Raw genomic sequence first — 17,847 nt, forward strand, 5'->3', positions numbered from 1 at the left:
GGGAGAGGGCAGGGGTGAGGGGAGTTCCCGCTCCGATACTGCAGGAAAAGACATGAACGTACTGATCGTCCACGCCCACAACGAACCACGGTCCTTCTCCACCGCCCTGTGCAAGCTGGCGCAGGAAACCCTGCAGGGGCAGGGCCACGAAGTGCAGGTCTCCGACCTCTACGCGATGAACTGGAACCCGGTGGCCAGTGCCGAGGACTTCGCCGAACGCGCCAACCCGGACTACCTGGTCTACGCCCTGGAACAGCGCGAAGGGGTGAAGAGCGGGAACATCGCCGCGGACATCCAGCAGGAGCTGGACAAGCTGCTGTGGGCCGACCTGGTGATCTTCAACTTCCCGATCTACTGGTTCTCCGCCCCGGCCATCCTCAAGGGCTGGTTCGACCGTGTGCTGGTGTCTGGCGTCTGCTACGGCGGCAAGCGCTTCTACGACCAGGGCGGCCTGGCGGGCAAGAAGGCGCTGGTAACGGTGACCCTCGGCGGCCGCGACCACATGTTCGGCGACGGCGCCATCCACGGCCCGCTGGAAGACATGCTGCGGCCGATCCTGCGCGGCACCCTGGCCTACACCGGCATGCAGGTGCTGCCGCCCTTCATCGCCTGGCACGTGCCCTACATCAGCAACGACGCCCGCGAGGGCTTCCTGCGTGACTACCAGGCTCGCCTGCAGAATCTCGACGGCGACAAGCCGCTGGAATTCGTGCGGCTGGACCAGTTCGACGAGCGCCTGTACCCGCTGCCGCGCTGAGCGTAGGAGCAACTACGTGGCTGGGCCAGAACTCGCGTAGGTTGGTGCTGAACGCAGTGAAGCCCAACGATGGCGGTGTTGGGTATTGCAGCCTTGTAGGAGCGGGCCATGCCCGCGAAAATCCGTGCCGCGTCATTTCGCGGGCATGGCCCGCTCCTACAGGTGTCGCCTATCGAGTCGTAGGATGGGTTGAGCGAAGCGATACCCATGCGGTTGTGGATGATGGGTATCGAAATCCTACGTGGCGTCGCATTTGCGGTAGGGCGGGTGCAACCCGCCAATCACACACAAATCGACGGCAAACAGGAAAGAAATCGGTCGCTACAGCCGGGAATTGCATGCGTGAGGGATGGCTGCTCGCTGGTGTGCCAGCAGCCTGACGATGGACAGGGTGTTGCCCAGCGCTGCTGCAGCGACCTGGCGCCAGTTTAGGCAGCAACAATGCAGGAATAATCCACCTATACTGCGAATCAGTTTTGCAGGGTAGGCAACAATGGACACGTTACACGGAATGCGCACCTTCGCCCGGGTGGTCGATGCTGGCAGTTTCACGGCAGCGGCCAATGCCCTCGGGCTTTCCACCGCACAGGTTTCCCGCATCGTTTCGGACCTGGAATCGCACCTCCAGGCACGCCTGCTGCACCGCACCACCCGGCGTCTGGCGCTGACCGAGACCGGCGAGCGCTACCTGCAGCGCTGCCGGCAGATCATCGGCGAAGTGGATGAGGCAGAAGCAGAGGCCAGCGGCGCGCACCTGCGCCCGCGCGGGCGATTGCGCGTGCACTCGCTGACCGGCCTCGGCCAGCAGCACCTGATCCCGCTGATCTCGCGCTATTGCGAGCTGTACCCCGAGGTCAACGTCGAGCTGACCCTGGCCCAGCGCCAGCCGGACATCCTCGAGGAAGGCCAGGACGTGGTGATCACCCGCGATCGCGAACTGCCCGACTCGGAATACGTCGCCCAGACCCTCGGCACCATCTACAGCGTGCTCTGCGCCAGCCCCGGCTACCTGCAGAAACGCGGCATCCCGCGCAGCGTCGAGGACCTGCACGAGCACCAGTGCCTGCGCCTGCTCGACCCGACCTTCCCGGAAGGCTGGGAATTCGACGAGGGCCGCGAGGAAAGCGTGATCCGCCCGCGCGACACCTTCATGGTCAACGTCGCCGAGGCCCTGGCCGGCGCCGCCCGGGCCGGCATGGGCATCTGCCTGCTGCCCAGCTACGTGGCCGCTCCGGCGCTGCGTCACCGGGCGCTGGTGCGGGTGTTGCCGGAGCATCGGCTGCACGTACGACAGATCTTCGCCCTGTATCCGTCGCGGCGCTTTCTCGACGCGAAGATCCGCACCTGGGTGGAATTCCTCAAGGAAGAACTGCCGAAAGCCTTCGCCGATGACGAAAAGGTGCTGAACCACCAGTCCAACTGGGCCTGATGCCAGCAGGAGCCAGTTGCCGGGGCGATAGCCCTGTTTCAGATGTGGACATGATGGCACTCGCTCGACAGCCGGCTGGCTTTTACAAAGAGCGGAACTCAATTGTTGCCTTTAAGGCAACGCTCTATTGGTTGGCTGGCTATTTTTCCTACCACTGTTACGCAATAACCTTTCTTCAACCCGGCCAATCGGGTGTTAAGAGAGGATTTCCACCATGTCTCGTACTACTTGTGCTGCCGCCCTGCTTGCCCTGTGCTCGTTTTCTTTCGCTCAACTGAGCTTCGCCGAAGAGTCGCCGCTGATGGCCGACAAGCTGGTCAAGGCCAACCACGAAGCCCTCGCCGCCCAGCAGACCGGCGCCGCCGCCGAACGCACCGCCGGCCAGACCGTTGGCGACAGCCGCGCCGATTCCTGATCGCTCCTGGTTCCCCCGGGAAGTCCGGAGCGTGAGCCGGATTTCCCTAGTCTTGCGCCGCACATGATCTGCGGCGCTTTTTTTGTGCGGGCGATTTTTGTCGGAAGATTATTGCGAACGATGAGATAGTGTTTCGCCAATAGGCGGCTTTATCGACATCGATATCATCAATACCATGAGAACCCTGCACTGATGTTGCTGCCGTAACAGCAAACGGCCAGTTTTTCACCAACTGTTCTGCTGAGTTATCCACAGCCCCCTCCCCGAATGCCGGCGCGGCATTCGCAACACCATCGATTTCTACGACGCCGATTCCCGATTGCTCCATATCGACGTCTTTCTCCGGCCGCTGTTACCTCCAGCGGCTTTTTTTTGAAAGGAGCTTTTGCAGGAGCGCGCCATGGGCGCGAATCGCGGGCATGGCCCGCTCCTACGGATACTCCGGCGTTGCGATCCCCTCACCCCAACCCTCTCCCGGAGGGAGAGGGGGCGCGACGGTGTGAGGTGGTACACCGTGCCAGCCGGCGACTCCGAACAGTCCCCTCTCCCTTGAGGGAGAGGGCTAGGGCTAGGGTGAGGGGGTAGCTTCGCGACAATGCAAAGACAGCTGCTCTTACCGTCCTTCCTGACTTCCCGATAATCCCCGAAGAGCCTTTTTTGCTCCTGGCGCAGCCTGCCGGACTGGTCCGGCATCGCCGCTGATCGCTACACTGCGCGGCCAACAAGGAGAAAATCGATGCACTTGCTGCCCTGGTCCCATGCGAGTTCCGCCGGCTTCACCCTGCGCGGCTGGCACAGCGAGCCGTCCGGCAAACCCCTGCTGCACTTCATCCACGGCAATGGTTTCTGCACCCGCGCCTACGAGCCGATGCTCAAGCGCCTGGCCGAAGAGTTCGACCTGTGGATGTGCGACATGCAGGGCCACGGCGAGAGCGACCACGGCGGCCGCTTCCACGGCTGGAACCGCAACGCGGAAATGGCGGTGGAGGCCTTCGAGGCCGGGCGCGGAATCTTTGGCGAGGTCCCGCGCATGGCCTGCGGGCACAGTTTCGGCGGGGTGCTGACCAGCCTGATCCTGTCCCGTCATCCGCAGCTGTTCCAGCGCGCCGTGCTGCTCGATCCGGTGTTGTTCACCCCGGCGATGATCGGCGTGATGGCGCTCTCCGAAGTGCTCGGCCTGCACAAGCGCCGCACCATGGTGCAGAAGGCGCGCGCCCGGCGCAGCCAGTGGCCGGACCGCGCCGCCGCCTACGCCGGCCTGCACGGGCGCGGCATCTTCAAGGGCTGGACCGATGCGGCGCTGTGGGCCTACGTGGAACACGCGATGAAGGCAGTGGACAGCGGCGTCGAACTGAAATGCCGGCCGAGCCGCGAAGCGGAAATCTTCAGTTCGTTCCCCAAGCGCCTGTGGCCGTCGCTGGGCAAGGTGGTGACGCCGACGCAGGTGCTGTTCGGCGAACACACCTACCCGTTCGTGCCCAAGGCGGTGGCGCGCTGGTGTGCGCAGAACTCGCAGATCAGCGCCCATTGCGTACCGGGCGGGCACTGCTTCATGCAGGAATTCCCGGACGACAGCGCCGAGCGCACCATGCGCTTCCTGCTCGGGCACGAGTGACTGGAGGATGGATCGGAGTTAACGGAAGTGGTGGATGGAAGAGCGCCATCCACCCTGCGCGGGGTGATATCGGAAGGTGGGTAGGGCGGAGCATCTTCCGTAGGATGGGTTGAGCGCAGCGATACCCATGAATGCCGCAAATGATGGGTATCGCAAGCTCAACCCATCCTACGCGGGCATCGGTGCCAGGAAATGGTGGATGGAAGGGTGCCATCCACCCTACGTGTCAGTCGCCGAACTTCTTTGTCTGGTGGGCGCGCCGCCATTCGTCGAGGTGCACCACTTCGGCGCTGCGCTGCGGCGGGCGCGGCTCGTCGAATACCGCATCCACTATCGTATCGTCGACCGGGGCCTGCGCCGGAGCCTGTGGTTGCGGCTCGAAGCGGAACGGCGCCAGTTCGATCCGCCCGGGTTGCTGGCCGAGCATGACGATGCTGCCGGCGTAGCGTTCCTGGCCGGTGGAGGTGAATTCGAATCCGTACTCCCGGGCCAGGCGCAACTGGCCGCGCTGGTCGCGGCGCAGGCGCAGCCGGCGCAGGGCGACGTTCTCATCCAGCAGCTCGACGCCCTGCCGCGTGCAATGCTGCTTCACCAGCATCAATGCGCGCTCGCGGATGCCATGGGCACGCCACCACCAGGCAGCGACTGTGGCCAGCAGCATGAATGCGAAAAGGTTGCCCAAAGTCACTTCCAAGGCTCCGCTCCGGGGTAGGCATTCCAGCTTACCCACTCTACCGACCCGCGGCGAGTGGCGGTTGTTTTCAGCGTGCGAATTGCGCCCCATACTGCGGCATTCTGCAGTAGGACACCGCCATGCCGCGCACTCCGCACATCCTCACCATCCAGTCCCACGTCGTCTTCGGCCATGCCGGCAACAGCGCCGCCGAGTTTCCCATGCGCCGCATCGGCGTGAATGTCTGGCCGCTGAACACCGTGCAGTTCTCCAATCACACCCAGTATGGCCACTGGACCGGACAGGTGCTGCCGCCGGAGCAGATTCCGGCGCTGGTGGACGGCATCGCCGCGATCGGCGAGCTGGGCAACTGCGATGCGGTGCTCTCCGGCTATCTCGGCAGCGCGGCGCAGGGGCGGGCGATTCTCGACGTGGTGGCGCGCATCCGCGAGGCCAATCCGCGGGCGGTGTACGTCTGCGACCCGGTGATGGGGCATCCGGAGAAGGGCTGCATCGTCGCCCCGGAGGTCAGCCAGTTCCTTCTCGACGAGGCCGCCGCGGTGGCCGACTACCTGTGTCCGAACCAGCTCGAACTGGACAGCTTCTGCGACCGCAATCCGACCTCCCTGGAAGACTGCGTGGAAATGGCGCGCGGCCTGCTGGCGTACGGACCGAAGGCGATCCTGGTGAAGCACCTGAACTACCCGGGCAAGCCGGCCGACGTGTTCGAGATGCTGCTGGTTTCGGCGAATGAGACCTGGCACCTGCGCCGCCCGCTGCTGGCCTTCCCGCGCCAGCCGGTGGGTGTCGGCGACCTCATGTCCGGCCTGTTCCTCGCCCGCCTGCTGCTCGGCGACACGCCGCGCGCGGCCTTCGAATTCAGCGCCGCGGCGGTGCATGAAGTGCTGCTGGAAACCCAGGCCTGCGGCAGCTACGAGCTGGAACTGGTCCGCGCCCAGGACCGCATTGCCCACCCGCGCATCAGGTTCGAAGCACAGCTCCTGTAGGTTGGTGCTGAGCGCAGCGAAGCCCAACGTTGCCATGCCCACCAGATGTTGGGCTTCACTGCGTTCAGCACCAACCTACGCGGCGGTGGCGCTGGCTCCTTGGTCTTCATCCAGCCCCAGGCGCTGGAACATTCCGCGGGCGATTTCGCGTTCGCCCATGATCACCAGGTCGGCGCCGTTCTGCTCCAGGTAGTCCACCTCGGCGTCGAAGTGCGCGCGGGCGATGATGTCCAGTTGCGGGTTGATCGCGCGGGCGTGGCTGGCGATCTGGCCGGCCTCGAAGCCGTTGGGGATGGCGATCAGCAGCCAGCGCGCCGAGGTGATGTTGGCGTAGGCCAGCACGTCCGGATTGGCGGCGTTGCCGACCACCACGCAGAGGCCCGTCTCGCGCAGCTCGGCGGCCTTCTCGCGCTTGTCCTCGATCACCACCAGCGGCACCCCGGCCTTGCGCAGCCGAGCGCTGACCAGGCTGCCGACGCGGCCGTGGCCGATGAGGATCGCGTGGTCGTGCTCGCGCACCGGCGGCGGCAGGTCCAGGTCCACCGGTGCTGCGGCTCCTGAAGCGGCCTCGGCCTTGCGCTCCTGGCGTGCCTCCAGGCGGCCGATGGCGATGAACAGCAGCGGGTTGACCAGGATCGACAGGATCGCCCCGGCCAGCACCAGGTCGCGGCCCTGTTCCGGCAGCAGTTCCAGGCTGACGCCCAGGCCGATCAGGATGAAGGAGAACTCGCCGATCTGCGCCAGGCTGGCGGCGATGGTCAGCGCGGTGTTGTTCGGATGGCCGAAGGCGCGAACGATGACATAGGCCGCCACCGACTTGCCGAACACGATGACCAGGAAGGTGGCCAGTACCGGCAGCGGCTCCTGGATCAGGATCGCCGGGTTGAACAGCATGCCCACCGAGACGAAGAACAGCACGGCGAAGGCATCGCGCAGCGGCAGCGAGTTTTCCGCCGCCTCATGGCTGAGTTCCGATTCGTTGAGAATCATCCCGGCGAAGAACGCGCCGAGGGCGAAGGACACGCCGAACAGCACCGCCGAGCCGTAGGCGATGCCGAGGGCGATGGCCAGCACGGCAAGGGTGAACAGCTCGCGCGAGCCGGTCGCGGCGATGCGCTCCAGCACCCAGGGCACCAGGCGCCGGCCGCCGAAGATCATCAGCGCTACGAAGGCGGCGACCTTGCCGAGGGTCAGCAGCAGCGGCAGCAGCAGGCCGCCGTCGCTGCCGTCGGACTTGCCGCCCAGCGAGCCGGCCAGCGCCGGCAGCAGCACGAGGGTGAGGACCATCGCCAGATCCTCGACGATCAGCCAGCCGATGGCGATGCGTCCGCGCTTGGTATCGATGATCCCGCGCTGTTCGAGGGCGCGCAGCAGCACCACGGTACTGGCTACCGACAGCGCCAGGCCGAACACCAGCCCGCCGCCGAGCTCCCAGTCCATGAACCAGGCGAGGCCCATGCCGAGCAGGGTGGCGACGCCGATCTGCACCACCGCGCCGGGAATGGCGATGGCCTTCACCGACAGCAGGTCTTTCAGGGAGAAGTGCAGGCCGACACCGAACATCAGCAAGATGACGCCAAGTTCGGCGATCTCCTGGGAAAGTGCCTGGTCAGCGACGTAGCCGGGGGTGAACGGGCCGGCCAGTACGCCGGCCAGCAGGTAGCCGACCAGCGGCGAGATACGCAGCCGGTTGGCCAGCGCGCCGAGGATGAAGGCCAGTACGAAGCCGGCGGCAAGGGTGGTCAGTAGCGGGGTGTGATGCATCTGGGCTCCGGGCTCACAGGGAGCGGCCGCCGGTGCTGCCGGCCGCTCGATGGTGGGTCACGGGGGATAACCCGCGCAGGGAAGGAGTGTAGGCGTCGATTCGCCAGAGATTAGGGTCTGTTGCCGTTTCGTTCGCGAGCCGCGTTGCTGCGCCAAATGGCGCCAGGCAAGGCGCGGGATGCAGGTAATGGTCATTCCCTTGCCAAGTCCCGCAACGCAGCATGGCGCCATTTGGCGCGCAACCCGGAGGGCCGGGCCGGTTTTTACGCGGTGCTGCGTTATTCGTCGTTCATTGGGAATGCCAAACTACTCTCCTCATGCCTTGCCCCGCGTAAAAACCGGCTCCGGCGCGGCCACGAACGAAACGGTAACAGACCCTAGGTTAACCTGTTGATGCGCGGTGTTTTTTCATCCGGTGCCAGGATTTCTTATCAAGACATGTCATCGCCGCTCAGATGCTCCTCGCGAATCGCCTGGTAGCGCTGTTCCAGCTCCTGGCGCAACTGCCGGCGGTGCTGGGCCTGCAGGTAGCGGCGCTTCTCCTCGCGGGTCTGCGGTTGCAGTGGCGGCACGGCGATGGGTGTGCGCTGGTCGTCCAGCGCGACCATGGTGAAGAAGCAGCTGTTGGTGTGGCGCACCGACTTCTCGCGGATGTTCTCGGTGATCACCTTCACGCCGATCTCCATCGAGGTGCGCCCGGTGTAGTTGACCGAGGCGAGGAAGGTGACCAGTTCGCCGACGTGGATCGGCTCGCGGAAGGTCACCTGGTCCACCGACAGGGTCACCACGTAGTGGCCGGCATAGCGGCTGGCGCAGGCGTAGGCGACTTCGTCGAGGTACTTGAGCAGGGTGCCGCCGTGGACATTGCCGGAGAAGTTGGCCATGTCCGGGGTCATCAGCACGGTCATGCTGAGCTGGTTGTTGCCGGGTTCCATAACTGCTGCCTCGCGATCACGGTTCAGGACTGTAGGTTGGTGCTGAGCGCAGCGAAGCCCAACATCCGCCGGGCAGCGGCACCGTTGGGCTTCGCAAGCTCAGCGCCAACCTACGTGGAGTCAGTTCGTAGGGTGGACAACGCGAAGCTTGTCCACCGCCCCGTCGCACCGCGCTTGATGGTGGAAAGGCGGGGCGGCCATCCGCTTCGCCGTTTTCCACCCTACGTTCTACAAGGCATTGCCCCGGCCGACCGTAGGAGCGGGCCATCGCGGCCATGGGCCGCTCCTACAACGGCAACCGTGCGGGGAGTCCTTTTCAGCGGCCGGCGGAGAGGCCGAAGTCGATGGCCAGGTCGGCGCCGGTGATCGCCTCGGACTGCGGGCTGCACAGGTACCAGACCAGTTCGGCGACCTCTTCCGGGCGGATGAAGCGCGATGCCTTGCCCTGTGGATAATCCTTCAGCAGGGCGCGCTTGTAGCTGTCCGGGTTGCCCTGGCCGTAGCGTTCGGCCTGGTAGTCGAGCATCGGCGTGGCGATGTCGGCCGGCGAGATGGCGTTGACCCGCACGCCCTGCTCGGCCAGTTCCAGCGCCAGGGTGCGGGTGAGCATGGTCAGCGCCGACTTGCTCGCGCAGTACGCCGCCGAGCCGCGATAGGCCTGGCGGCCGGAATCGCTGGAGATGTTGACGATGCAGCCGTGGTTTTCCTTCAGGTAGGGAATCGCCGCCTGGCACATGTAGAACGCCGCCTTCAGGTTGACCCCCAGCACGAGGTCGAAGTCGTCCTCGTTGAAGCTTTCCACCGGCCCTTCGCGCCACACCCCGGCGGCGTTGATCAGCGCATCCAGGCGTCCCGTTCGGGCGAGGATGTCGGATACCAGGCTCTGGCAATGGTCGGCGCGGCGCAGGTCGGCGACCGCGCTGGCGTCCAGCGGCACCTGCGCGTTGAGGGCGTGCAGCCCGCTCCTGTCGACATCGGTCGCGGCGATGCGCCAGTGGCTCTGGGCGAAACGCTGGGCGATGGCCTTGCCCAGGCCTCCGGCGGCGCCGGTGATCAGAACTACGGGGGTGCTCATTGTCTGTGCAGTCTCCCTGCCTGAGAGGGAACGGCAGGCCGGCAGGCAGTACCGGCGCGTTGCCGTCGTGACCGGGCGGAGCGGACGCGCCGCCCGTATTTACTGACCAAGCAAAGACCAGAAGTTTCGCTTTGCCAGCGGTTTTTTTTCATTGCCGATGGTCGGGCCGGACGTAGGTTGGCGCTGAGCTTGCGAAGCCCAACATCTGCTGAGCTGTGGCACCGTTGGGCTTCACTGCGTTCAGCGCCAACCTACGAAGAGCCTTATGCGTGGGTGAGATACCAGCGCCAGTCCTGCTCGCCGACCTCGCCCATGAACTGGCGGTATTCCTCCCACTTGATCGCCAGGAACACCTTGAGGAATTCCTCGCCCAGCGCATCGCGGGCCCATGCGGACTGTTCCAGCGCGCGCAGGGCGGTGAGCCAGTCGGTGGGCAGGAATTCCTTGGCCTGCTCGTAGCCGTTGCCGGTGATCGCCGCGCCCGGGTCGATCTGCTCGCGAATACCCTTGTGGATGCCGGCGAGGATCGCGGCGGCCGCCAGATAGGGGTTGGCGTCGGCGCCGCAGATGCGGTGCTCGATGTGCCGGCTCTTCGCCGGGCCGCCGGGCACGCGGAACGACACGGTGCGGTTGTTCACGCCCCAGCTCTTGGCCAGCGGCGCGTAGCTGTTGGCCTGGAAGCGGCGGAACGAGTTGGCGTTGGGGCAGAAGATCGCCAGCGAGTCGAGCAGGGTCGCCATCATGCCGCCGATGGAGTGGCGCAGCAGTGGCGTGCCCTGTGGGTCTTCGCTGGCATAGAGGTTGTTGCCGTCCGCATCGGCCAGGCTGACGTGCATGTGCAGCCCGCTGCCGGCGCGGTCGCCGAACGGCTTGGCCATGAAGCAGGCCTGCAGCCCGTGCCTGTTCGCCACGCCCTTGACCAGGCGCTTGTAGCGCACGCCCTCGTCGATGGCCTGGAGCACGTCGAAGCGGTGTTCCAGGGTCAGCTCGACCTGCCCCGGCGCGTATTCGGAGATCGCCGTGCGCACCGGCAGGCCCTGCACTTCGCAGGCGGCGTAGAGATCGTCGAGGAACGGCTGCAGCTGTTCCAGTTCGTAGACGCCGTAGACCTGCGGCGCTTCCGGGCGCACGCCGTTCATCTGCAGCGCCGGCTGCGGACGGCCATGGGCGTCGCGCTGCTTGTCCAGCAGGTAGAACTCCAGCTCGACGGCCATCACCGGATGGAAACCGTCGGCCTTCAGCCGGTCGACCACGCGTACCAGCGCCTGCCGGGGATCGGCCGGAGTGGCGGGCAGGCCCTGGGTCGGGTGCATGCTCACCTGCAACTGGCCGGTGGGCGTGGCGCGCCAGGGTTGCAGGGTCAGGCTGCCGGGCAGTGGATAAGTCCAGCAGTCGGCGTCGGCGACTTCCCAGACCAGCCCGGTGCCTTCGACGTCCTCGCCCTGGATGGTCAGCGCGAGGATCGAGCTCGGCAGCGGCCGGCCGGTGTCGTAGATGGCCAGCAGCTCGTCGCGGTGCAGCAGCTTGCCGCGCGGTACGCCATTGGCGTCGATGATGAACAGTTCGATGCTGCGCACTTCCGGGTGCGCGGCGAGGAAGGCTTCGGCTTCCTTTCTATCGGCGAATTGCATGGTGGTCCTCGATGGCGCACGGCGCCGGAATTTCTTTTGTAGGAGCGGGCCATGCCCGCGAACCGCCGCTTGCGGCGAAAGAAATCGCGGACATGGTCCGCCTACAGGTCAGGTGTTTCGATCAGGCTTCGCGGGCGCCGGGAATGGCCAGCAGCTCGGTCAATGCATCGTCGAGGGTGGCGATCAGGCGGTCGACGTCCGCGGCGCTGGTGTCCGGGCAGCACAGGGTCATGTTGTGGAACGGCGTTATCAGGATGCCGCGGTTGATCAGGTACAGGTGCAGGGCCATCTGCAGTTCGTCGTGGAACGCGGCCTCGGCTTCGGCGCCGGTGCGCGGTGAGACCAGGCAGAACTGGAATTCGCTGCGCGCGCCCAGCTCGGTCACCGACCATTTCAGGCCGTGCTTGTGGATAAGTCCGCGGAAGCCCTCAGCCAGACGCTTGGCCAGCGGCAGCATGTGGTCGTAGGCGGCCTGGGTCATCACCTGTTCCAGGTTGGCGCGCATGCAGTGCATGGCCAGGGCGTTGGCCGAGAGCGTGGTGCCCATGCCGCTGTGGCCGTGACCGTGGCTGTCTTCCTGGGCCTGCTTGCGCGAGGCGAGCATCTTTTCGGCCATCTCCGCGCTGCAGCCGAAGATGCCGCAGGGCACGCCGCCGGCGATCGGCTTGCCGACCACGAAGAAGTCCGGGTCGAGGTTCCACAGTTTCGTGCAGCCACCGATATCGGTGGAGATGGTGTGGGTTTCGTCGATGATCAGCAGCGTGCCGTACTTGCGCGTCAGTTCGCGGCATTTCTGCATGAAGCCCGGATCGGGCAGGACCATGCCGATGTTGGTCATCGCCGGCTCGCAGAGCAGGGCGCAGACGTCGCCCTTGGCGAGCGCGGCTTCCAGCGCCTCGATGTCGTTGAACGGGATGGAGCGGCTGTACTGGGTCAGGTCGTAGGCCTGGCCGACCAGCCCGGAGCGGTGCACGGTCTCGCCGTCGCGGCAGCGCACCATCACATCGTCCACGGTGCCGTGGTAGCAGCCGTCGAACACCAGCAGGGTCTTGCGTCCGGTAATGGCGCGTGCCCAGCGCAGCACGTAGCGGTTGGAGTCGGTGGCGGTGGCGGTCACCTGCCAGAACGGCAGGCCGAAGCGCGCGGCCAGCAGTTCGCCGCAGACCACGGCATCCTCGCCCGGCAGCATGGTGGTCAGGCCGTTGTTGGCCTGTTCGGCGATGGCGCGGGCGACCGGGTCCGGCGAGTGGCCGAACATGGTGCCGGTGTCGCCCAGGCAGAAGTCGATGTACTCGTGGCCGTCGACGTCATGGAAGCGCGCACCCTTGGCGCGTTCGACGAACAGCGGGCAGGGGGTCGACCAGTCGGCCATCCAGTGCATCGGCACGCCGGCGTACAGCGACTTGTGCGCGCGCTCGGCGAGGGCGACGGATTTCGGATTGCGCTCCAGGAAGCGCTGCCGCTCGCGGGCGGTGAAGGTTTCGACGGCCTGTTGGGCGATACCGCTGGCGGTCATGTTGCACACCTCGTTCGTTTTTTTGCACATCTTCCATTTGCGATCGCAAAACTGTCAATTGATCCGATGGACGCCGTGGGTTCTGGCGTAAACGAACGCTTGCGATCACAGAAGATGCCGCGGATGAACGGCGAGGATTTCGCGCTGCTGCGCGAGTGCACCGACACGCAGCAGGGCCGGGACAGGTTCTTACAGCGACTTGATGAAGCGCACGTTGTCCTTCTTGATCAGGATCGTGTCGCCGGTGAGCTGCTCGAACTCGTAGTAGTCGGTGTACTTGTCAAAATCGGCATGATCCTTCACCAGGACTTCGCTGCCGTCCTGCAGCGTCACCACCGCCTTGTCGGCGCAACCGGCAAGGCCGAGCAGCAGGGCGCTGAGGAAAAGGGCTTTCAACTTCATAGGGTCTCCACAAGACGTCGCGGCGGCCCTTGCCTGAGGCAAGGTTCGCCGGGTTGCCTGTCTGACCACCGAAGTACCGGGAAATTCCGAACCGTTCGCTCAGCTGTCCAGCCATACGTCGCGTGCCCAGGTCCACACCGAATCCCAGGTTTCGTCGGTGAGTTCGCCGTCCGCCCAGAGCACGACTTCGCCGTCGTCGGCTACCGCGTAGTAGTCGTCACCATCGGCGCAGAGCGGGATCAGCTCGCGCGGCAGGCCCTGCGACCAGGCCAGCGCGGCGACATCCGGAAGGTAGGTGTGCGAGTGCGAATCGGTCACCGTGACCGGCTCCAGGCGGCCATAAACCACGTCGCTGACCTTGAGCAGGAACTCGCGAAATTCCGACGGAATGCCTATCAGCAGCTCCTCCTCGATCTCCACCAGCAGTTCCTCGTCTGGCAGCTCCAGCGGGACCGGGATGTCTTCGTTGAGTTCACGGAGTTTTTCGATCACATCTTCCATGTCGGGGCCTCGTGCAGTGGATGCCGCGCTTTATACAGTAGTAGCCGGCCTTCTGCGCTAGACCACGGCTGGAGCGTTGTCCGGACGGGCGGCAGTGGGGTGTTGCGGTGGTGTAACACCCTCTCCCGGCCATCGTTCCCGCGCTCCCGCGTGGGAATGCATCCCTGGACGCTCCTGCGTCCGGACGCGGAGCGTCCCAGGCGGCGCTACCACGCGGGAGCGTGGGAGCGATGAACACCGTACCGCTCTTCGTAGGAGCCAGCTTGCTGGCGATCCCCAAATTACCGGCAACGCCAGAGCCGCCGGTTGCCACGGTTGATCGCCAGCAAGCTGGCTCCTACAGGTTCCGGCGCGCAGGTAATCCTTCGTGCAAAAAAAGAAGCCCGGCATCTCTGCCGGGCTTCTTCGTAACGCTGCGGATCAGTTCTGGCGGATACCGGCCACCAGCCACGGCTGGTTCTCGCCCGTCACGCGCTCCATGCGCCAGCTTTCGCTGAAGGCTTCGCCCTGGTCGAAGCGCGAGGTCTTCGACACACCACGGAAGGTCAGGGTGGCGACGGTCTTGTCGGTCTGGTCGTCGACGCCGTCGAGTTGTACGTCGAGGTTGTCGATATAGGTCGACTGGTACGCATCACCGATCTCGGCGCGCTCCTGCTTGAGGAACTGCAGCATCTGCGGAGTGACGAACTCGGCGATCTTGTCCATCTCGTTGGCGTCCCAGTGCTGCTGCAGGGACAGGAAGTGCTCGCGGGCAACGCCGACGAAGCGTTCTTCATTGAACCAGGACGGCGCGTTGATCACCGGACGAACCGCGGCCGCCTGGGCGGCGCCACCGAAGATCGACGGTTGGGCCGGCATTTCGCGCTGCATCGGTGCGTGACCGGCCATCGCCGGCTGGGCCTGCTGGCGGCGGCGCGAGGCGATGAAACGGAAGGCCACGAAGGCGATCAGCGCGATGATCAGGATGTCGAGGAACTGCATGCCATCGAAGCCGTCGCCCATGAACATCGAGGCGAGCAGGCCACCGGCGGCGAGGCCGGCCAGCGGGCCGAGCCAGCGCGAGGCGCCACTGGCGGGGGCGGCGGCACCCGGGCGGCCGGCCATCGGTGCGGCGGCATTGGCGCCGGGAGCGCCAGCGTTCGGTTGCATATCGCGGGTCTGGTGGCTGGGCGCCGAGCCCATGCTTTTTCCGCCACCGAATCGCTTGGCGGCGTTGACGTCAAGGCTGAGCGTCACGGCAACGCAGAAGGCCATGGCAAGGCTGAGAAAGCGCTTCATCGTGTGGTGTTCTCTTGGTTGGAATACGACGCGCGTCATCTTGCCACGCCCGGCGCGAGGGACCAGCCGGATTTTGTTTCCGGCTATTGCCCTCAGCGAAGTGTTTTCCGCGACTGTGTCTGGCGCGCCGGCGTGCGGCGGAGTAAACCGGGAGGACCGCCCATCGAGAGGACCACCGCCGTGTACCTGCCCAGCGCCTTCCGCCAGGACGATCCCGCCGAGATGCTGCGGCTGATCGCCGAAACCCGCCTGGCCACCCTGGTCACTTCTGGCGAGCAGGGCCTGCAGGCCAGCCACCTGCCGCTGTTGCTGGAGCCCGGCGAGGGCGAGCGCGGCACGCTCTATGGCCATCTGGCGCGCGGCAACCCGCAGTGGCGCGAGCTGGCCGCCAGCGCCGAGGCGCTGCTGATCTTCCAGGGCCCGGACGCCTACGTCAGTCCTGCCTTCTATCCGGCCAAGGCCGAGCACGGCAAGGTGGTGCCGACCTGGAACTACATCGCCGTGCATGCCTACGGCCAGGCCGAGGTGATCGAGGATGCGCCGCGCCTGCTGGACATCGTCAGCCGCCTGACCCGCCTGCACGAGGCGGATCGCGAGCAGCCCTGGGCGGTCAGCGATGCGCCGGACGACTATATTGCCGGGATGCTGCGTGCCATCGTCGGCTTCCGCCTGCCGATCGGGCGCCTGGAAGGCAAGTGGAAGCTCAGCCAGAATCGTTCCCAGGCCGATCTGCAAGGTGTGCGCCAGGGGCTTGCCGAGTCCGGGCGGGAGGGCGAGCGGCAACTGGCGGAGCGCATTCCGGAGGCCTCCTCCTGAGCGCGTCATTCCTTTGCCAATCAGTCTGTTACTGATTCTTTCAAAGCCACCGGGGCGTACGCTGCAGACTGTATAGTCTGCGCGGAGCGAGGCCCATGGCCGCGCGATCCCCCCAGACTGCACCGCGCGAGGACCGCCACCATGCACGCCATCGACTTTATCCAGGACCTCGCGGTGATCATGCTGGTGGCAGGGATGGTCACGATCCTCTGCCATCGCTTCAAGCAGCCGGTGGTGCTCGGCTACATCATCGCCGGGCTGATCATCGGCCCGCACACCCCGCCTTTTGGCCTGGTCCACGACGAACAGACGATCAAGACCCTGGCCGAGCTGGGGGTGATCTTCCTGATGTTCTGCCTGGGGCTGGAATTCAGCCTGCGCAAGCTGTTCCAGGTCGGCGCCACGGCGTTCCTCGCCGCGTTCCTGGAAATCACCCTGATGATCTGGGCCGGCTTCGAGATCGGCCGGCTGTTCGACTGGAACACCATGGATTCGCTGTTCCTCGGCGCGATCCTGGCGATGTCCTCGACCACCATCATCATCAAGGTCCTCACCGACCTGAAGATGAAGAACGAACACTTCGCCCAGCTGATCTTCGGTGTGCTGATCATCGAGGACATCCTCGGCATCGGCATCATCGCGCTGTTCTCCGGCATCGCCGTGAGCGGCACGGTGGAGACCGACCAGGTGTTCGCCACCGTCGGCAAGCTGAGCCTGTTCATGATCGTCGCGCTGGTCATCGGCATCCTGCTGGTGCCGCGCCTGCTGGCCTACGTGGCGAAGTTCGAAAGCAACGAGATGCTGCTGGTCACGGTGCTCGGCCTGTGTTTCGGCTTCTGCCTGCTGGTGGTCAAGCTGGAGTACAGCATGATCCTCGGCGCCTTCCTGATCGGCGCGATCATGGCCGAGTCGCGCCAGTTGCTGCAGATCGAGCGGCTGATGGAGCCGGTGCGCGACATGTTCAGCGCGATCTTCTTCGTCGCCATCGGCCTGACCATCGACCCGCGCGTGCTGGTGGACTACGCCGTGCCGATCCTGGTGATCACCGCCGTGGTGGTGCTCGGCAAGCTGGTGTCGTGCGGCACCGGCGCCTTCATCGCCGGCAACGACGGGCGTACCTCGATGCGCGTCGGCATGGGGCTTTCGCAGATCGGCGAGTTCTCCTTCATCATCGCCGCGCTGGGCATGAGCCTCGGCGTGACCAGCGACTTCCTCTATCCGGTGGTGGTCGGCGTGTCGGCGATCACCACGCTGCTGACGCCGTACCTGATCCGCTCCGCCGACCCGCTGGCGGTGCGCCTGTCGACCAGCATGCCGCCGCGCGTGGTGTCGGTGTTCGGCATGTACGGCGAGTGGCTGCGCAGCATCAAGCCGCGCGGCGACAAGGCGATGCTGGCGAAGATGATCCGGCGCATCCTGCTGCAGGTGGGGGTCAACCTGGCGCTGGTGATCGCCATCTTCTTCGGCCTGGCCTACTTCGCCACGCCGCTGTCGAAATGGCTGGCCAACTGGGTCGACCGGCAGGCGCTGCACCACGCCATCATCTGGGGCGCCGCGCTGCTGCTCTCGCTACCGTGCCTGATCGCCGCCTACCGCAAGCTCAAGGCGCTGGCGATGCTGCTGGCGGAAATGGGCGTCAAGGCGGAAACCGCCGGCCGCCACACCGCGCGCGTACGCCGGGTGATCTCGGAGCTGATCCCGCTGCTGTCGCTGGGCGGCATCCTGCTGCTGGTCGCGGCGCTCAGTTCGAGCATCCTGCCGACCATGGAGCTGCTGGTGGTGGTGGGACTGGTGGCGGCACTGGTGATCGCAGTGCTCTGGCGCTGGTTCATCCGCGTGCACTCGCGCATCCAGATCGCCCTGATGGAAACGCTGGAGCAGGACAAGGGCGGGCATTGAACCGCATGAGGTACACGTAGGTTGGTGCTGAACGCAGTGAAGCCCAACATCCGGTGGGCTTCACGCCATTGTCGTTGGGCTTCGCGTTGCTCAGCGCCAACCTACGGCGCATGACGCTGCGTTCTACGCCGGCA

The 17,847-nt window shown here is 65.5% G+C and carries 17 protein-coding genes; 7 read left to right on the forward strand and 10 right to left on the reverse strand.

All coding sequences use genetic code 11. The features are described 5' to 3' along the window. Nucleotides 1-52: 52 nt before the first annotated feature. From JFY56_RS12260 to JFY56_RS12270, 3 genes are all read left to right on the forward strand, one after another. Nucleotides 53-757 (forward strand): NAD(P)H-dependent oxidoreductase, encoded by a 705-nt coding sequence (locus JFY56_RS12260; protein WP_208314031.1) that lies wholly within the window; start codon nucleotides 53-55, stop codon nucleotides 755-757. A 493-nt stretch (nucleotides 758-1,250) separates the two neighbouring features. Continuing rightward, on the forward strand, nucleotides 1,251-2,186 hold the full coding sequence (locus JFY56_RS12265; protein ID WP_208314032.1) for a LysR family transcriptional regulator: 936 nt from the start codon (nucleotides 1,251-1,253) through the stop codon (nucleotides 2,184-2,186). A gap of 214 nt (nucleotides 2,187-2,400) precedes the next feature. Further along, entirely contained in the window at nucleotides 2,401-2,601 is a 201-nt protein-coding gene (locus JFY56_RS12270) for a hypothetical protein (protein ID WP_208314033.1), read from the forward strand. A 46-nt stretch (nucleotides 2,602-2,647) separates the two neighbouring features. Here JFY56_RS12270 and JFY56_RS12275 read toward each other — a convergent pair whose 3' ends face one another. Then, the gene (locus JFY56_RS12275) at nucleotides 2,648-2,929 is read right to left on the reverse strand and encodes a hypothetical protein (protein ID WP_208314034.1); all 282 of its coding nucleotides are present in this window, start codon (nucleotides 2,927-2,929) and stop codon (nucleotides 2,648-2,650) included. A gap of 408 nt (nucleotides 2,930-3,337) precedes the next feature. On the opposite strand from JFY56_RS12275, the gene JFY56_RS12280 reads away from it, so the two are divergent. Next, entirely contained in the window at nucleotides 3,338-4,216 is an 879-nt protein-coding gene (locus JFY56_RS12280; RefSeq protein ID WP_208314035.1) for an alpha/beta fold hydrolase, read from the forward strand. Nucleotides 4,217-4,442: 226 nt separating this feature from the next. Here the strand turns inward: JFY56_RS12280 and JFY56_RS12285 are convergent, their stop codons facing one another. Next, the gene (locus JFY56_RS12285) at nucleotides 4,443-4,877 is read right to left on the reverse strand and encodes a DUF3301 domain-containing protein (protein ID WP_236032652.1); all 435 of its coding nucleotides are present in this window, start codon (nucleotides 4,875-4,877) and stop codon (nucleotides 4,443-4,445) included. Nucleotides 4,878-5,029: 152 nt separating this feature from the next. Between JFY56_RS12285 and pdxY the strand changes: the two genes are divergently transcribed. Further along, nucleotides 5,030-5,896, forward strand: a complete 867-nt coding sequence (pdxY, locus tag JFY56_RS12290; RefSeq protein ID WP_208314037.1) for a pyridoxal kinase PdxY — start codon at nucleotides 5,030-5,032, stop codon at nucleotides 5,894-5,896. Nucleotides 5,897-5,971: 75 nt separating this feature from the next. Here the strand turns inward: pdxY and ybaL are convergent, their stop codons facing one another. From ybaL to JFY56_RS12330, 8 genes are all read right to left on the reverse strand, one after another. Next, nucleotides 5,972-7,660 (reverse strand): YbaL family putative K(+) efflux transporter, encoded by a 1,689-nt coding sequence (ybaL, locus tag JFY56_RS12295; protein WP_208314038.1) that lies wholly within the window; start codon nucleotides 7,658-7,660, stop codon nucleotides 5,972-5,974. 431 nt (nucleotides 7,661-8,091) lie between these two features. Then, on the reverse strand, nucleotides 8,092-8,595 hold the full coding sequence (locus JFY56_RS12300; protein WP_208314039.1) for an acyl-CoA thioesterase: 504 nt from the start codon (nucleotides 8,593-8,595) through the stop codon (nucleotides 8,092-8,094). A gap of 316 nt (nucleotides 8,596-8,911) precedes the next feature. After that, complete coding sequence (locus JFY56_RS12305; RefSeq protein WP_208314040.1) at nucleotides 8,912-9,670, reverse strand: SDR family NAD(P)-dependent oxidoreductase; 759 nt, start codon at nucleotides 9,668-9,670, stop codon at nucleotides 8,912-8,914. A 263-nt stretch (nucleotides 9,671-9,933) separates the two neighbouring features. Then, entirely contained in the window at nucleotides 9,934-11,301 is a 1,368-nt protein-coding gene (locus JFY56_RS12310) for a glutamine synthetase family protein (protein ID WP_208314041.1), read from the reverse strand. A gap of 121 nt (nucleotides 11,302-11,422) precedes the next feature. Next, nucleotides 11,423-12,817, reverse strand: coding sequence for an aspartate aminotransferase family protein (locus JFY56_RS12315; protein ID WP_208314042.1), 1,395 nt, complete (start codon nucleotides 12,815-12,817; stop codon nucleotides 11,423-11,425). Nucleotides 12,818-13,006: 189 nt separating this feature from the next. Then, nucleotides 13,007-13,219 (reverse strand): YgdI/YgdR family lipoprotein, encoded by a 213-nt coding sequence (locus tag JFY56_RS12320; RefSeq protein ID WP_208314043.1) that lies wholly within the window; start codon nucleotides 13,217-13,219, stop codon nucleotides 13,007-13,009. A 99-nt stretch (nucleotides 13,220-13,318) separates the two neighbouring features. Next, entirely contained in the window at nucleotides 13,319-13,720 is a 402-nt protein-coding gene (locus JFY56_RS12325) for an SMI1/KNR4 family protein (protein ID WP_208314044.1), read from the reverse strand. 420 nt (nucleotides 13,721-14,140) lie between these two features. After that, on the reverse strand, nucleotides 14,141-14,998 hold the full coding sequence (locus tag JFY56_RS12330; protein WP_208314045.1) for a Tim44 domain-containing protein: 858 nt from the start codon (nucleotides 14,996-14,998) through the stop codon (nucleotides 14,141-14,143). A gap of 180 nt (nucleotides 14,999-15,178) precedes the next feature. On the opposite strand from JFY56_RS12330, the gene JFY56_RS12335 reads away from it, so the two are divergent. Continuing rightward, nucleotides 15,179-15,814, forward strand: coding sequence for an FMN-binding negative transcriptional regulator (locus JFY56_RS12335; protein WP_208314046.1), 636 nt, complete (start codon nucleotides 15,179-15,181; stop codon nucleotides 15,812-15,814). A gap of 141 nt (nucleotides 15,815-15,955) precedes the next feature. Beyond that, on the forward strand, nucleotides 15,956-17,713 hold the full coding sequence (locus JFY56_RS12340) for a cation:proton antiporter (RefSeq protein WP_208314047.1): 1,758 nt from the start codon (nucleotides 15,956-15,958) through the stop codon (nucleotides 17,711-17,713). The last annotated feature ends 134 nt before the right edge of the window (nucleotides 17,714-17,847 follow it).

This window comes from Pseudomonas schmalbachii (assembly GCF_017589465.1).
In the GTDB taxonomy this organism is placed as follows: Bacteria; Pseudomonadota; Gammaproteobacteria; order Pseudomonadales; family Pseudomonadaceae; genus Pseudomonas; species Pseudomonas schmalbachii.

Excerpts from the sequence above, each read along its gene's own strand:
- JFY56_RS12320 (WP_208314043.1), bottom strand. The coding sequence starts at position 13,219 with ATGAAGTTGAAAGCCCTTTTCCTCAGCGCCCTGCTGCTCGGCCTTGCC.
- JFY56_RS12310 (WP_208314041.1), bottom strand. The coding sequence starts at position 11,301 with ATGCAATTCGCCGATAGAAAGGAAGCCGAAGCCTTCCTCGCCGCGCAC.
- ybaL (WP_208314038.1), bottom strand. The coding sequence starts at position 7,660 with ATGCATCACACCCCGCTACTGACCACCCTTGCCGCCGGCTTCGTACTG.
- JFY56_RS12280 (WP_208314035.1), top strand. The coding sequence starts at position 3,338 with ATGCACTTGCTGCCCTGGTCCCATGCGAGTTCCGCCGGCTTCACCCTG.
- JFY56_RS12265 (WP_208314032.1), top strand. The coding sequence starts at position 1,251 with ATGGACACGTTACACGGAATGCGCACCTTCGCCCGGGTGGTCGATGCT.
- JFY56_RS12325 (WP_208314044.1), bottom strand. The coding sequence starts at position 13,720 with ATGGAAGATGTGATCGAAAAACTCCGTGAACTCAACGAAGACATCCCG.
- JFY56_RS12275 (WP_208314034.1), bottom strand. The coding sequence starts at position 2,929 with ATGGAGCAATCGGGAATCGGCGTCGTAGAAATCGATGGTGTTGCGAAT.
- JFY56_RS12260 (WP_208314031.1), top strand. The coding sequence starts at position 53 with ATGAACGTACTGATCGTCCACGCCCACAACGAACCACGGTCCTTCTCC.
- JFY56_RS12300 (WP_208314039.1), bottom strand. The coding sequence starts at position 8,595 with ATGGAACCCGGCAACAACCAGCTCAGCATGACCGTGCTGATGACCCCG.
- JFY56_RS12330 (WP_208314045.1), bottom strand. The coding sequence starts at position 14,998 with ATGAAGCGCTTTCTCAGCCTTGCCATGGCCTTCTGCGTTGCCGTGACG.
- JFY56_RS12315 (WP_208314042.1), bottom strand. The coding sequence starts at position 12,817 with ATGACCGCCAGCGGTATCGCCCAACAGGCCGTCGAAACCTTCACCGCC.
- JFY56_RS12285 (WP_236032652.1), bottom strand. The coding sequence starts at position 4,877 with ATGCTGCTGGCCACAGTCGCTGCCTGGTGGTGGCGTGCCCATGGCATC.
- JFY56_RS12305 (WP_208314040.1), bottom strand. The coding sequence starts at position 9,670 with ATGAGCACCCCCGTAGTTCTGATCACCGGCGCCGCCGGAGGCCTGGGC.
- JFY56_RS12340 (WP_208314047.1), top strand. The coding sequence starts at position 15,956 with ATGCACGCCATCGACTTTATCCAGGACCTCGCGGTGATCATGCTGGTG.
- JFY56_RS12270 (WP_208314033.1), top strand. The coding sequence starts at position 2,401 with ATGTCTCGTACTACTTGTGCTGCCGCCCTGCTTGCCCTGTGCTCGTTT.
- pdxY (WP_208314037.1), top strand. The coding sequence starts at position 5,030 with ATGCCGCGCACTCCGCACATCCTCACCATCCAGTCCCACGTCGTCTTC.